Annotated in this window: 10 protein-coding genes; 7 read left to right on the top strand and 3 right to left on the bottom strand. The window is 68.6% G+C overall.

What is annotated here, in order from left to right:
- The first annotated feature begins 172 nt into the window (after nucleotides 1-172).
- On the top strand, nucleotides 173-1,777 hold the full coding sequence (locus tag OO70_RS37320; protein ID WP_043681654.1) for an ABC transporter substrate-binding protein: 1,605 nt from the start codon (nucleotides 173-175) through the stop codon (nucleotides 1,775-1,777).
- Between the two features lie 69 nt (nucleotides 1,778-1,846).
- Nucleotides 1,847-3,427 (top strand): ABC transporter substrate-binding protein, encoded by a 1,581-nt coding sequence (locus tag OO70_RS37325; protein WP_043681656.1) that lies wholly within the window; start codon nucleotides 1,847-1,849, stop codon nucleotides 3,425-3,427.
- An 82-nt stretch (nucleotides 3,428-3,509) separates the two neighbouring features.
- On the opposite strand, the gene OO70_RS37330 is transcribed toward OO70_RS37325, so the two are convergent.
- Both OO70_RS37330 and OO70_RS37335 read right to left on the bottom strand, forming a co-directional pair.
- Complete coding sequence (locus tag OO70_RS37330) at nucleotides 3,510-4,181, bottom strand: response regulator (RefSeq protein WP_019066105.1); 672 nt, start codon at nucleotides 4,179-4,181, stop codon at nucleotides 3,510-3,512.
- A 938-nt stretch (nucleotides 4,182-5,119) separates the two neighbouring features.
- A complete protein-coding gene (locus OO70_RS37335; protein ID WP_234337026.1) occupies nucleotides 5,120-6,142 on the bottom strand; it encodes a RecB family exonuclease in 1,023 nt (340 codons plus the stop codon).
- 175 nt (nucleotides 6,143-6,317) lie between these two features.
- Here OO70_RS37335 and OO70_RS37340 point away from each other — a divergent pair, with 175 nt between their 5' ends.
- The 3 genes from OO70_RS37340 to OO70_RS37350 all read left to right on the top strand — a co-directional run bounded on the left by OO70_RS37340 (nucleotide 6,318) and on the right by OO70_RS37350 (nucleotide 9,960).
- A complete protein-coding gene (locus tag OO70_RS37340) occupies nucleotides 6,318-8,084 on the top strand; it encodes a site-2 protease family protein (protein ID WP_043681657.1) in 1,767 nt (588 codons plus the stop codon).
- A gap of 139 nt (nucleotides 8,085-8,223) precedes the next feature.
- The gene (locus OO70_RS37345) at nucleotides 8,224-9,129 is read left to right on the top strand and encodes a tRNA (adenine-N1)-methyltransferase (RefSeq protein ID WP_043681659.1); all 906 of its coding nucleotides are present in this window, start codon (nucleotides 8,224-8,226) and stop codon (nucleotides 9,127-9,129) included.
- 249 nt (nucleotides 9,130-9,378) lie between these two features.
- The gene (locus tag OO70_RS37350) at nucleotides 9,379-9,960 is read left to right on the top strand and encodes a hypothetical protein (protein WP_043681661.1); all 582 of its coding nucleotides are present in this window, start codon (nucleotides 9,379-9,381) and stop codon (nucleotides 9,958-9,960) included.
- A 30-nt stretch (nucleotides 9,961-9,990) separates the two neighbouring features.
- Here the strand turns inward: OO70_RS37350 and OO70_RS37355 are convergent, their stop codons facing one another.
- Nucleotides 9,991-10,296, bottom strand: coding sequence for a ferredoxin (locus OO70_RS37355; RefSeq protein ID WP_043682010.1), 306 nt, complete (start codon nucleotides 10,294-10,296; stop codon nucleotides 9,991-9,993).
- A 386-nt stretch (nucleotides 10,297-10,682) separates the two neighbouring features.
- On the opposite strand from OO70_RS37355, the gene arc reads away from it, so the two are divergent.
- Together arc and dop are read left to right on the top strand one after the other, a co-directional pair.
- Nucleotides 10,683-12,449: a proteasome ATPase gene (gene arc, locus OO70_RS37360; protein ID WP_043681664.1), complete on the top strand. Its 1,767-nt coding sequence runs from the start codon at nucleotides 10,683-10,685 to the stop codon at nucleotides 12,447-12,449.
- A 245-nt stretch (nucleotides 12,450-12,694) separates the two neighbouring features.
- Entirely contained in the window at nucleotides 12,695-14,206 is a 1,512-nt protein-coding gene (gene dop / locus OO70_RS37365; RefSeq protein ID WP_199827485.1) for a depupylase/deamidase Dop, read from the top strand.
- Nucleotides 14,207-14,208 lie beyond the last annotated feature (2 nt).

Here is a 14,208-nt window from a genome sequence, read left to right on the forward strand (position 1 = left end):
GTCCACGGCCGGTTCCGCAGCGTGATGGGAACTCAACTACGGTGGCCGCGAACCCCGGTGCGGGTCCGGACTAATCTCAACGCGAGAACATCGCCCTTACCCCCGTTGATCGACATCACCACCCCATGCATGTCGGCTACACGGACTCGAACAGCTCTGGAGAAACTCCCGCATGAACCGCAAGACTTTGGTGCTGCCGGCCGTCGTCGGCCTGCTCGCGCCGGTGCTCGCCGCGTGTGGCGGTTCCGGCAGCGGCAGTTCCAGCGACGATGCGATAGTCGTCGGCACCACGGACCGGTTCGAGGCGACGAAGGATGCTCCGGCGCCGCTCGACCCCGCCTACGCCTACGACGTCGGCACCTGGAACATCCTGCGCCAGACCATCCAGACGCTGATGATCCAGCCCAAGGGCGAGGGCGACCCGGTGCCCGAGGCCGCCGAGAAGTGCGGCTTCACCGACACCGGCAACGAGCGCTACGCCTGCACCCTGCGCGACGGTCTCAAGTTCGCCAATGGCGACAAGATCACCGCGGAAGATGTGAAGTACTCCATCGACCGCGCGATGCGCATCAAGGCCGACAGCGGTGTGTTCGCCCTGCTGTCCACCGTCGACACCGTCGAGACCCAGGGCGACCGCGAGGTCATCTTCCACCTCAAGACGGCCGACGCCACCTTCCCGTACAAGCTGTCCACTCCCGTCGCCGGCATCGTGAACCCGGACGACTACGAGAAGGACAAGCTGCGCGACGGCTTCGAGGTGGACGGCTCCGGCCCGTACACCCTCTCGGTCGACAAGAAGGGCGACGCGATCACGACGGCCACCTTCACCAAGAACCCCAATTACAAGGGGACTTTGAAGGTGAACAACAGCAAGGTCGAGATGCGCTCCTTCGACGACGCCACCGCCATGGGCACCGCGTTGAACAAGGGCGACATCGACGTCATGACGCGCACCATGTCGCCGGCGCAGATCCAGAAGCTCAGCGACGACACGGACGGCGACGTCGACCTCGTCGAGATGCCCGGCCTCGAGATCCGCTACCTGGCCTTCAACACCGATGCCGCGACCGTCAAGACGAAGGCCGTGCGCGAGGCGATGGCCCAGGTCATCGACCGCGGCGAACTCGTCTCCAAGGTCTACGGCACCGAGGCCGAGCCGCTCTACTCGCTGGTCCCGGCGACCATCACCGGTCACTCGAACTCGTTCTTCAACAAGTACGGCGACCCGAGCGTCACCAAGGCCAAGTCGCTGCTGACCAAGGCCGACATCACCACCCCGGTGAAGCTGACCCTGCACTACACGACCGACCACTACGGCCCGGCCACCAAGGACGAGTTCGAGCAGCTCCAGAAGCAGCTCAATGCCAGCGGCCTGTTCGACGTCTCCATCAAGGGCACGCCCTGGTCGACGTTCCGTCAGGCCGAGCAGAAGGGTCAGTACGACGTCTACGGGATGGGCTGGTTCCCGGACTTCCCCGACGCCGACAACTACCTCGCGCCGTTCCTCGACAAGGACAACACCCTCGGCTCGCCGTACGCCAACTCGGAGATCATCGGCACGCTGATCCCGGAGTCCCGCCGCGAGGCCGACCGGCTCACCGCCTCCAAGAGCCTCACGGCCATCCAGGACATCGTCGCGCAGGACGTCCCGATGATCCCGCTGTGGCAGGGCAAGCAGTACGTCGCCGCACGCAACGACGTCACGGGCACCGCGTACGTGCTCAACTCCTCCTCGACCCTCCAGCTCTGGGAGCTGGGCCGAGGCGTGGGCAACTGACAGCCCCGTGTGCCCGGGGCCGGGACGCACAGCCCCGGGCTTCGAAGCACCAACGACAAGGCACATGCAGTGAACAAGCTCCACCAGTGGCCAGTCCTGCCGATCGTGGCGGGGCTGGCCTCCGGCCTGTTGACCGGCTGCGGCACCCAGACGGGCGGCTCCTCGGGCACCGGCTCCTCCGTGGTCATGGGAATGTCCGACGACGTCCTGGCCACCGACCCCGCCTCCGGCTACGACCCCGGTTCCTGGCTGTTGTTCAACAACGTCTTCCAGTCGCTGCTCAGCTTCCCCAAGGGCGGCACCGAACCGCAGCCGGAGGCCGCCGAGAAGTGCTCCTTCACGGACACCCGCGCCAAGGTCTACCGCTGCACCCTCAGGGACGGTCTGAAGTTCAGCAATGGTGACGCGCTCACCTCGAAGGACGTCAAGTTCTCCTTCGACCGCATGCTGAAGATCAACGACGGTGCCGGCCCCGCGATCATGTTCCCCATGCTCGACAAGGTCGAGACACCGGACAAGAAGACCGTCGTCTTCCACCTGAACACGTCCGACGCCACCTTCCCGAGCAAGATCGCCTCCGGCGCCGGCTCGATCGTCGACCACACGCAGTACGCCGCCAACGGACTGCGCGAGGACGGCCGGGCCGTCGGCTCAGGGCCGTACAAACTCGACTCCTACGGCGACGACGAGGCCGTCTTCTCGGTCAACGACACCTACAAGGGCACCGCCGAGGTCAAGAACTCCGGCGTCACCCTCAAGTTCTTCCACGGCGACCAGGCCGCCCTGAAGACGGCCCTCCTCGACAACAAGATCGACATCGCCTACCGCGGCCTGACCGCCACCGACATCGCGGACATCGAGAACTCCGACGACAGCGACGGCGTCGAGGTCGTCGAGGGCAGCAGCGCCGAGGTCCAGCACCTGGTCTTCAACATGGACGACCCGGTCGCCGGACGGATCGGCGTCCGCAAGGCAATCGCCCACCTCCTGGACCGCGAAGCCCTCATCCGGGACGTCTACAAGGACACGGCGACCGCGCTGTACTCGATCATCCCGGCCGGCATCGCCGGACACACCACGTCCTTCTTCGACACCTACGGCGACCGCCCCTCCAAGTCCAAGGCCAAGGCCGCGCTGGAGGCCGACGGCATCACCGACAAGGTGAAACTGACCCTCTGGTCCACCCCGTCCCGCTACGGCCCGGCCACCGACCGGGAGTTGAAGGCCATCGCGGGGCAGCTCAACGCCAGCGGCCTGTTCGACGCCGACGTGAAGTCCGTGGCCTACAGCCAGTACGAGAAGGACATCACCAAGGGCAAGTACGGCGTCTACGTGAAGGGCTGGGTGCCCGACTACCCGGACGCCGACAACTTCACCGCCCCCTTCTTCGGCAAGGGCAACGTGCTGAGCAACAACTACACCAACAACACGATCACCGACACGCTCATCCCCAGGACCGCCGCCCAGAGCGACCGCTCCGCCACCGACACCGACTACGGCAGACTCCAGGACATCGTCGCCGACCAACTGCCCGTCCTCCCGGTCTGGCAGGCCAAGCAGTACGCGGTCACCCGCGACAACGTCTACGGCCTCGAGTACTGCCTGGACGCCTCGACGGTGTTCCGCTTCTGGGAACTCAGCAAGGGCTGACCCGGGCCCGCACACACGAAGAGGGCGCCCCTGTCAGGAAGGGGCGCCCTCTTCTACGTATGTCACGTGTACCGGGGTCTACTCACTGCGCGCCGGGGCGCACCAACCCACTCTCGTACGCGTACACCGCGGCCTGCACCCGGTCACGCAGACCCAGCTTGGTCAGCACATGCCCCACATGCGTCTTGACGGTGGTCTCGCTGACGAAGAGATCGGCGGCGATCTCGGCGTTCGACAACCCGCGCGCCACCAGCTTCAACACCTCGACCTCGCGCTCGGTCAACGTGTGCAGGGCATCCGGGACCGGCTCGTCACCGGACGGCAGATGACCGGCGTACTTGTCCAGCAACCGCCGCGTGATGCTCGGCGCGAGCATGGCCTCACCGGCGGCCACCACCCGGATCGCCTGCACCAGTTCATTCGCCGGCGCGTCCTTCAACAGGAACCCACTGGCACCGGCCCGCAACGCCTCCACGACATACTCGTCGAGGTCGAAGGTGGTCAGCACCAGCACCTTCGCCGGACCGTCCCGCCCGGGACCGGTGATCTGCCGGGTCGCCTCCACCCCGTCCATCCGCGGCATACGGATGTCCATCAGCACCACATCGGGCTGCAGAGCCCGCACCTGGTCGAGCGCCTGCAGCCCGTCACCGGCCTCACCGACGACGGCCAGATCCTGCTCCGCCTCCAGAATCATCCGGAACCCGGTGCGCAGCAGCGGCTGGTCATCGACAAGTAGGACGCGGATGGCCACGTGAGTCTCCTTCGCTAGCCCGGCCCCATTCTGCCCTGCGCCGCGGCGTGGGACGCGACCGGCCTGGAGGGGGTGGGGCCTGGGGCTTCCGGTGGGGTACTGGTTGCTGCACCCAGGGCGATGAGGGAAGAGGCGTTCGCTGCGTTTGGGCTCGGGGCGGCCCGCCCGGGAACCTCGACCAGCGTGGCCTGTGCGGCAAGGTCGGCGCCGTAGCCCAGGCCGGGGTGACCTACGGTCGGGCGCCTCGGGAGCTGTGCGGGCGATGGCGTTGGAGAGTGCCCGTTGCCTCGGCGCTTTGGGCGGGAGGGGTGTTTGTTGCCCCCGAAGCCTGGGCGGGAAGCGCATCCGTCAGCTCCGGCACGTTCACCGGCTCCGGCTCTGGCCCCTGTCCCTGGCGGAACAGGGGTCTGCTGCCTTCGGGGCTCAGCCGGGAATTCCGTCGGTCACCTCGGCGGGGCGGACAGAACGTCGCCGTCCCGGTACCCCCGTCGGTCGCCGCCGGGCCCCGACGGAAACATCGTCGAGTGCCTCGGGCCCTTGGGCGGCAACACTCTCGTCGGCACCGGGCACCGGGCACCGGGCACCGGGCACCGGGCACCGGGCACCGGGCACCGGGCACCGGGCACCGGGCACCGGGCACCGGGCACCGGGCGCGCCTGGCCCGCCGCCCCATAGCCTCCGACCCCTGGTGGGGAGATCGTCTGGAGCATCCGGTCTCTCGACGGAAGCGCGGTACCTGTGCCTCCGGCCCTTCCGTAGGAACGCCGTCTCCTGCCTCCGGCCTCTCTGCGGAAACGCCGTACTTTACGCATCCGCCCCCTACTCGGGAACGCCGCCTCTTGCATCTGCCCCCTCTGCGGAAGCGCGGTATCTATGCCTCCGGTCCCTCTGCGGGAACGCCGTCCCCTGCCTTCGCTCCCTCCGGAGGAAGGCCGTACCTATGCCTCCGGCCCTCCCGCGGAAACGCCGTCTCCCGCCTCCGAACCCTCCGCAGAGACATCGCTCCCCGCCTCCGCCACCCCCGCAGAAACGCCGTAGGCACCCCGCACAGGCAACGGATACGGCGGGGGAGTCCCCCCGAACTCCGGGCACACCGCCTGGTGGTCGCACCAGCCGCACAGCTTGGTCGGGCGGGGACGCCACTCGCCCGTCTCCGTGGCCAGCCGGATCGCCTCCCACAGGGCCAGCAGCTTGCGCTCGACCCGCTCCAGGTCCGCGAGGACGGGGTCGTACGTCAGAACGTCCCCGCTGCCGAGATACACCAGCTGGAGCCGCCGTGGGACGACCTGCTTCAGCCGCCAGACCACCAGCGCGTAGAACTTCATCTGGAACAGCGCGCCCTCGGCGTACTCCGGCCGCGGCGCCTTGCCCGTCTTGTAGTCGACGATCCGCACATCACCCGTGGGCGCCACATCGACCCGGTCGATGATCCCGCGCAGCTTCAGCCCCGAATCCAGCTCGGCCTCGACGAACATCTCCCGCTCGGCAGGCTCCAGCCGCGTCGGATCCTCCAGGGAGAACCACCGCTCGACCAGCCGCTCCGCCTCCCCGAGCCAGCGCGCCAGCCGCTCGCCCTCCGGATCGTCGGCGAACAGCTCCACGACCTCCGGCCTGGACTCCCGCAACCGGTCCCACTGCCCGGGAATCAGCGACTTGGCACGCGGCGCCGTACGCTCGGCCGCCGGCGCGTCGAAAAGCCGCTCAAGGACGGAGTGCACCAAGGTCCCCCTGGTCGCCGCCTCGCTGGGCTTCTCCGGCAGCCGGTCGATCACCCGGAACCGGTACAACAACGGGCACTGCATGAAGTCACTGGCACGCGAGGGCGACAGCGAGGCAGGCGCTATGGCGACGCGCTCGGCCACGCTCGCCGTCCCCGTCTCCACCGTCACTTCCGCGGTCGGCCCCGCCGCCGCGCCCTCGTCGCCGGACACCCCTGCGACACCCTCGGTACTGGTCTCCATGCCCACAGACCTTACGGCCCACCACTGACAGTGACCCGATCCCGGCCGACGCGCTCGCGACAGCCGGGGAAACGCGGGGGGTGCCGGGGCGGAACGCGTCGCGACCGCCGCATACCATCGACCCGAGACCCCTCCGCCCGGCTGGCGCGGAGGACGCTTCGAACGAGGGGAAACCGTGGACGAGAGCGGCGGGAGCGGGCAGCCGCGGTCCGGCACCAACGAGCCGACCGAGCACGCCACGGGTGCCACGACCCCGGCCGCCGACCCCGGCACCCCCGAACCGAAACACGGCGACTCCGACTCGCCTGGGTCCGAGACATCCGCCCAGGCGCCTGAGGACGAGAAGGACGCGACCGTGTCGTCGGGGGAGCGCGAGGACGTCAGCGCCCCGCCCGAGTCCCGCGACGAGGCGAGCACGTCGCACGAGCACGTCACGCGTGACGGAGGCTCGGAGCCGAGCACGTCGCCCGCCCCGCACGACCGGACGGACACCGACACCGACACGGCGCACGACGACACTCCCGCGCCCTCGACCCCTTCCGCCCCGGCTCCCGCTGACGCACCCCCCGCCGCCGTTCCGGTTCCCGTCCCCCCGGCGCACGCCCACCTGAACGGTGAGCCGAAGCCTGGTGGCGCGCCCACGGGCAATGACCACACCGACGACCACGACCGCACCCCCAGCCACCCCAACCTCCCCTACGCCCACACCGACCCCGACGCCCGGTCCGGAGCCGACGCCCCTCACACCGACCCCGGCATCGCCAAGGGCCGCCCCCCGCGCCGCCCCAAAGAACCCGGCGGCGGCCTGCTCATGGGCCGCCCCTTCGGCGTGCCCGTCTACGTGGCCCCCAGCTGGTTCCTCGTCGCCGCGCTCATCACCTGGGTGTTCGGCGGTCAGCTGGACCGCGTCCTGCCCGAACTCGGCGCCGCCCGCTACCTCGTGGCCCTCTTCTTCGCGGTCGCCTTCTACGGTTCGGTCCTGGTGCACGAACTCGCCCACACCGTCGCCGCCCTCCGCTTCAAACTCCCGGTCCGCCGCATCCAGTTGCAGTTCTTCGGCGGGGTCTCCGAGATCGAGAAGGAGGCCGAGACCCCCGGCAGGGAGTTCGTGCTGGCCTTCGTCGGCCCGCTGCTCTCGCTGATCCTCTCGGGCATCTTCTACCTCGCCATGCAGCCCGTGGAGCCCGGCACCGTCCCCGGCGTCCTGCTGGCAGGCCTGATGGTCTCCAACCTCATCGTGGCCGCCTTCAACCTCCTGCCCGGCCTGCCCCTGGACGGCGGCCGCATGCTCCGCGCCGTCGTCTGGAAGATCACCGGCAGGCCCATGAGCGGCACCATCGCCGCCGCCTGGGTCGGCCGCGCCCTCGCCGTCTCCGTCCTCATCGGCCTGCCGCTGCTCACCCAGACCGGCGCCCTCGGCACCAACACCGAGGACATCAACGGCATGGACACCGTCACCGACGCCCTCCTGGCCGCGATCCTCGCCGCGATCATCTGGACCGGCGCCGGCAACAGCCTCCGTATGGCCCGACTGCGCGAACACCTTCCGGAACTCCGCGCCCGCAACCTCACCCGCCGCGCGGTACCCGTCGAGACCAACACCCCCCTCTCCGAAGCGCTGCGCCGCGCCAACGCCGCCGGAGCCCGCGCCCTGGTCGTCGTCGACGCCGACGGCCAGCCCCTCTCCCTCGTCCGCGAGGCCGCCATCGTCGGCGTACCCGAACACCGTCGCCCCTGGGTCTCCGTCAGCGGCCTCGCCCAGGACCTCACCGACGGCATGCGGGTCTCCGCGGAGCTGGCCGGCGAGGACCTCCTCGACGCCCTGCGCGCCACCCCCGCCACCGAGTACCTCGTGGTCGAGGAGACCGGCGAGATCTACGGCGTCCTGTCCGCCGCGGACGTGGAGCGGGCGTTCGTGAAGGCCATGGCAAGGCCCAGCTGAAGGCGCCCCGTCAGGCGTGGCGCGGGGCTGCATGTATTTGCGGCTCCGCCGCGTGGGCGCGACCAGCCACGAACTGCCGCAGTTCCGCACGCACCTGGAGTTGGTCGGGGCTCTCTCCGGGGACCGGTAGGCTGGTCACATGTCCGAACCGACCGGTGCCGCCCGCAGGCGCGGGCCCTTCAAGGTCGGGGACCAGGTTCAGCTGACCGACCCCAAGGGCCGCCACTACACGTTCACGCTCGAAGCGGGGAAGAACTTCCACACCCACAAGGGTTCCTTCCCGCACGACGAGCTGATCGGCGCACCCGAGGGCAGCGTTGTCCGCACCACCGGAAACGTCGCCTACCTCGCGCTGCGCCCCCTGCTCCCCGACTACGTCCTGTCCATGCCCCGCGGCGCCGCCGTGGTCTACCCCAAGGACGCGGGGCAGATCCTGTCCTTCGCGGACATCTTCCCCGGCGCCCGCGTCGTGGAAGCGGGCGTGGGCTCCGGCTCGCTCAGCAGCTTCCTGCTGCGCGCCATCGGCGACCAGGGCATGCTGCACTCCTACGAGCGCCGCGAGGACTTCGCCGAGATCGCCCAGCAGAACGTGGAGCGCTACTTCGGCGAACCGCACCCCGCCTGGCAGCTCACCGTCGGCGACCTCCAGGACAACCTGTCCGACACGGACGTGGACCGCGTCATCCTGGACATGCTCGCCCCCTGGGAGTGCCTGGAGGCCGTCTCCAAGGCGCTCGTGCCCGGCGGCATCCTGTGCTGCTACGTCGCGACCACCACCCAGCTCGCGCGGACCGTCGAGTCCATCCGCGAGATCGGCTGCTTCAACGAGCCGACCGCCTGGGAGACGATGCTCCGCAACTGGCACGTCGAGGGCCTGGCCGTCCGCCCCGACCACCGGATGATCGGCCACACCGGCTTCCTCCTCACCGCCCGGCGCCTCGCCGACGGCGTCGAGCCTCCCATGCGCCGCCGCCGCCCCGCCAAGGGCGCCTACGGCGACGACTACACCGGCCCGAACGCGGACGGCGGCGCCACCGGCCGCTGAGCCCCCTCCATTGGCGGCCCTGTGCCGCACTCAACGCGCGAACGCCGTGGCCGAGTTCCCGGAAAACCTCCGGAACCCGGCCACGGCGTCCTGCTTCTGACGAACCGCAATCCTCCGACGTACCGCACCATCGGGTCGCCCCGTGCGAGCGTGCGAACGAACTGCCCACCCCGCCGTTCCCCCGCACTGTGCCGTGTGGCACCATGCAGGCCACCCCCACCGGCACAGCCCTCACAGGAGACACTCCTAGTGCAGCACTCCGCCGTCCCGGAACTGGAACTGGCACACACGAACACCCGGCCCATCCACTGGGTAGCCACCGCCACGGCACTCGCCGGCGTCGTGGCCCTCTCCTCGGTCCTGCAGCCCGACTCCGCGCGCGCCGCCCAGGCCTCCGGCCCCCAGGCGAAGTCCGCACCCGCCGCCTCCGCACCCGCGACCACGGGCGTCGACTTCCCCATCCAGTGCGGCCCCCTGAAGGCCATCGTGCAGAAGAAGGCCACCGGAGACCTCGACGGCGACGGCAGGCCCGAGACGGTCGCCGTGGTCCACTGCGACGCGGGCATGGGTACCCCGCCCGACGGCGTCTACGTCCTCACCCGGGCGGCCAACACCGACAAGCCGCGCGTGGTCGCCACCCTGGTCGCCCCGAAGGCCCGGGAAACCGTCACCGACTTCGCCGTACGCGACGGAGCCGTACTCGCCACACTCCTCGGCTACTCCACCGAGGACGTGCCCAGTTGCTGCCCCGACGTCAAGGAGACCGCCAAGTGGCAGTGGCAGGACGGCGAGTTCGTCCGCTCCACGCCCGGCAATACCCAGAGCATCTGACGACCCGGAGCATCTGACGAACAGCCGGCCTCAGGCCGCGTCCGGCCCGTACACCTCGACCCGGTCCGCGACCCGGCGCACATGAATGCAGTCGCCCGGACACTCCTTCGCGGAATCCACGACATCGACCAGCAACGGCAGCGGTACCGGCGTGGTGGCGCCCTTGTCCTGCAACAGCTCGTCGTCCGGGCTCTTCACATAGGCCAGACCGTCGATGTCCAGCTCGAAGACCTCGGGGGCGTACTGGGCGCAGATGCCGTCGCCGGTACAGAGATCCTGATCGATCCAGACCTCCAGCGCCTCGCCGTCGGCCGCGGCCTCGTCCTGCACGGTGATGTCTCCTGATTCCGAAGGGTGTTGAACACCTTCGACCCTACCTCCGGCCGCCCGGACGACCTTTCTCCGCGATCTCAGGTTTCCCGCCGCCCGATGACGGACACTGTCCGCATGGACACTCTCAGTCAGGGGCACATTGGCCGGTTTCCACCGGGCGTCGAACCCGCCCGCACGGCAACTCACGTCCGCCGTGAAGGGTTTTGACCAACCCGGCCTTGGAACAGTCCGCTTCTGAATCACGTTGAGTGGGTATCCACACGGCGTGAGGGAGAGCGCAGGGTGACCGACGACACACCTTGACAGTCTTTGTGATCTAGGGGTTTCAATCGACACCCACCCAGGTAGGGTCTGGAAGCGTCCAGCTCCCCTTGGAGGAGGTGAGGACCGTGGCAGCCCACGACGACGACATGAACCGCGGCATCCGCCCGGGACGAGGGTCCGACGACCCGTCCGGGCAGATTGCCTACCTTGAGCAGGAGATCGCCGTCCTGCGACGTAAGCTCGCCGACTCTCCGCGACACACGAGGATTCTCGAAGAGCGGATCGTCGAGCTGCAGACCAATCTGGCCGGGGTGTCCGCCCAGAACGAGCGACTCGCCAACACGCTCCGTGAGGCCCGCGACCAGATCGTGGCCCTCAAGGAAGAAGTCGACCGGCTCGCACAGCCGCCGGCCGGTTTCGGTGTCTTCCTCGTGGCCAACGAGGACGGCACAGCGGATATCTTCACCGGCGGTCGCAAACTGCGGGTGAACGTCAGCCCAAGCGTGGATCTCGAAGAGCTCCGCCGCGGCCAGGAAGTAATGCTCAACGAAGCGCTCAACGTGGTCGAGGCCATGGAGTACGAGCGCGTCGGCGACATCGTCACCCTCAAGGAGATCCTCGAGGACGGCGAACGCGCTCTCGTGCAGGGGCACACCGACGAGGAACGGGTGGTACGGCTCGCCGAGCCGCTCCTGGACGTCGTCATCCGCCCCGGCGACGCCCTTCTGCTGGAACCTCGGTCCGGCTATGTCTACGAGGTCGTACCGAAGAGCGAGGTCGAGGAACTCGTCCTCGAAGAGGTCCCCGACATCGGCTACGAGCAGATCGGCGGTCTGGGCGGCCAGATCGAGATGATCCGCGACGCGGTCGAACTGCCGTACCTCTACCCCGACCTCTTCAAGGAGCACGAACTGCGGCCGCCCAAGGGCGTCCTGCTGTACGGGCCTCCCGGATGCGGAAAGACGCTCATCGCCAAGGCCGTCGCCAACTCGCTGGCCAAAAAGGTCGCCGAGGTCACCGGACAGGCCACCGGCAAGAGCTTCTTCCTCAACATCAAGGGCCCCGAGCTCCTCAACAAGTACGTCGGCGAGACCGAGCGGCAGATCCGCCTGGTCTTCCAGCGTGCACGTGAGAAGGCCAGCGAGGGCACACCCGTCATCGTCTTCTTCGACGAGATGGAGTCCCTCTTCCGCACCCGCGGATCCGGTGTCAGCTCGGACGTGGAGAACACCATCGTCCCCCAGCTGCTCGCCGAGATCGACGGCGTGGAAGGCCTGCAGAACGTGGTCGTCATCGGCGCCTCGAACCGCGAGGACATGATCGACCCCGCCATCCTGCGCCCCGGCCGCCTGGACGTGAAGATCAAGATCGAACGTCCCGACGCCGAGGCCGCCAAGGACATCTTCGGCAAGTACCTCACCGAGCGCCTCCCGCTCCACCCCGACGACGTGGGCGAGCACAGCGGCGACAAGACCACCACCGTCCAGAGCATGATCCAGACGGCCGTGGAGCACATGTACACGGAATCCGAGGAGAACCGCTTCCTGGAGGTCACCTACGCCAACGGTGACAAGGAAGTCCTCTACTTCAAGGACTTCAACTCCGGCGCCATGATCGAGAACATCGTGGGCCGGGCCAAGAAGATGGCCATCAAGGACTTCCTCGACCACAAGCAGAAGGGCATCCGCGTCTCGCACCTCCTCCAGGCGTGCGTGGACGAGTTCAAGGAGAACGAGGACCTGCCCAACACCACCAACCCCGACGACTGGGCCCGGATCTCCGGAAAGAAGGGCGAACGGATCGTCTACATCCGTACGCTCATCACCGGAAAGCAGGGCGCCGACACCGGACGCTCCATCGACACGGTGGCGAACACCGGTCAGTACCTGTAAAAAACAGGGCGGCTGCGGGTGCCCATGGTGGGTACCCGCAGCCGACTGCTTTTCAGGCCATGACCGCAACAAGGGGCGCGCGAGGCAATGACGCAAATGATCTCCCCACCAGCGCAAAGCCGTTCTAGGCTCTTCGGTACCGCCGAGTCGCGCAGTGCGGGGACGGGCACCGCACACGCACCGGAGCGCCAGCGGTACTTGAGCGGTGCCCCCGACCGAGGGCGCCGCCGGGCAAGGAGGGCCGCATGACCGTACGGCGAGTAATGGGCATCGAGACGGAGTACGGGATCTCCGTCCCCGGCCACCCCAACGCCAATGCCATGCTCACCTCGTCCCAGATCGTCAACGCCTACGCGGCGGCGATGCACCGGGCCCGGCGGGCCCGCTGGGACTTCGAGGAGGAGAATCCGCTCCGGGACGCGCGGGGCTTCGACCTCGCCCGGGAGGCCGCCGACTCCAGCCAGCTCACCGACGAGGACATCGGCCTCGCCAATGTCATCCTCACCAACGGCGCACGGCTCTACGTCGACCACGCACACCCGGAGTACAGCTCCCCCGAAGTCACCAACCCCATGGACGCCGTCCTGTGGGACAAGGCCGGCGAGCGCATCATGGCGGAGGCCGCCGAGCGCGCGGCCCAACTCCCGGGCGCCCAGCCGATCCACCTCTACAAGAACAACACCGACAACAAGGGCGCCTCCTACGGCACGCACGAGAACTACCTGATGAAGCGGGAGACCCCCTTCTCGGACATCGTGCGCCACCTGACGCCCTTCTTCGTCTCCCGTCAGGTCGTCACCGGAGCGGGCCGCGTCGGCATCGGCCAGGACGGGCACGAGCACGGCTTCCAGCTCAGCCAGCGCGCCGACTACTTCGAGGTCGAGGTCGGCCTGGAGACCACCCTCAAGCGCCCGATCATCAACACCCGCGACGAACCGCACGCGGACGCCGAGAAGTACCGCCGCCTGCACGTGATCATCGGCGACGCGAACCTCTCCGAGATCTCGACCTACCTCAAACTGGGCACGACAGCCCTGGTCCTCTCCATGATCGAGGACGGCTTCATCGCGGTGGACCTGGCCGTGGACCAACCGGTCCGCACCCTCCACCAGGTCTCCCACGACCCCACACTCAAGCGCCTGGTCACCCTCCGCAGCGGCCGGACCCTCACCGCGGTCCAGCTCCAGATGGAGTACTACGAGCTGTCCCGCAAATACGTCGAGGAGCGCTACGGCTCCGACGCGGACGACCAGACCAAGGACGTCCTGGCCCGCTGGGAGGACACGCTCAACCGGCTGGAGAACGACCCGATGAGCCTGGCCGGCGAACTGGACTGGGTCGCCAAACGGGAGCTCATGGAGGGCTACCGGCGCCGCGACAGCCTCGACTGGGACGCGGCCCGGCTGCACCTGGTCGACCTCCAGTACGCGGACGTACGGGCCGAGAAGGGTCTCTACAACCGCCTGGTGGCCCGCGGCCGCATCAAGCGGCTGCTGGACGAGGACACGGTCGAGCGGGCGCGTACGACGCCTCCGGAGGACACGCGCGCGTACTTCCGCGGACGCTGCCTGGAGCAGTACGCCGACGATGTCGCGGCGGCCTCCTGGGACTCCGTGATCTTCGACCTCCCGGGCCGGGACTCGCTCCAGCGCGTCCCAACCCTGGAACCGCTTCGCGGAACGCGTAATCACGTCAAGGAGCTCCTTGACCGTTGTCGCACGGCGGAAGACCTGGTCAGGGTCCTGTCGGGCGGCTGAGG

Source organism: Streptomyces xylophagus, from assembly GCF_000716435.1.
Classification (GTDB): domain Bacteria; phylum Actinomycetota; class Actinomycetes; order Streptomycetales; family Streptomycetaceae; genus Streptomyces; species Streptomyces xylophagus.

What these genes read in the sequence shown, in the direction of transcription:
- OO70_RS37320 (WP_043681654.1), top strand. Translation starts at nt 173, where the DNA reads ATGAACCGCAAGACTTTGGTGCTGCCGGCCGTCGTCGGCCTGCTCGCG.
- dop (WP_199827485.1), top strand. Translation starts at nt 12,695, where the DNA reads ATGACCGTACGGCGAGTAATGGGCATCGAGACGGAGTACGGGATCTCC.
- OO70_RS37335 (WP_234337026.1), bottom strand. Translation starts at nt 6,142, where the DNA reads ATGGAGACCAGTACCGAGGGTGTCGCAGGGGTGTCCGGCGACGAGGGC.
- OO70_RS37345 (WP_043681659.1), top strand. Translation starts at nt 8,224, where the DNA reads ATGTCCGAACCGACCGGTGCCGCCCGCAGGCGCGGGCCCTTCAAGGTC.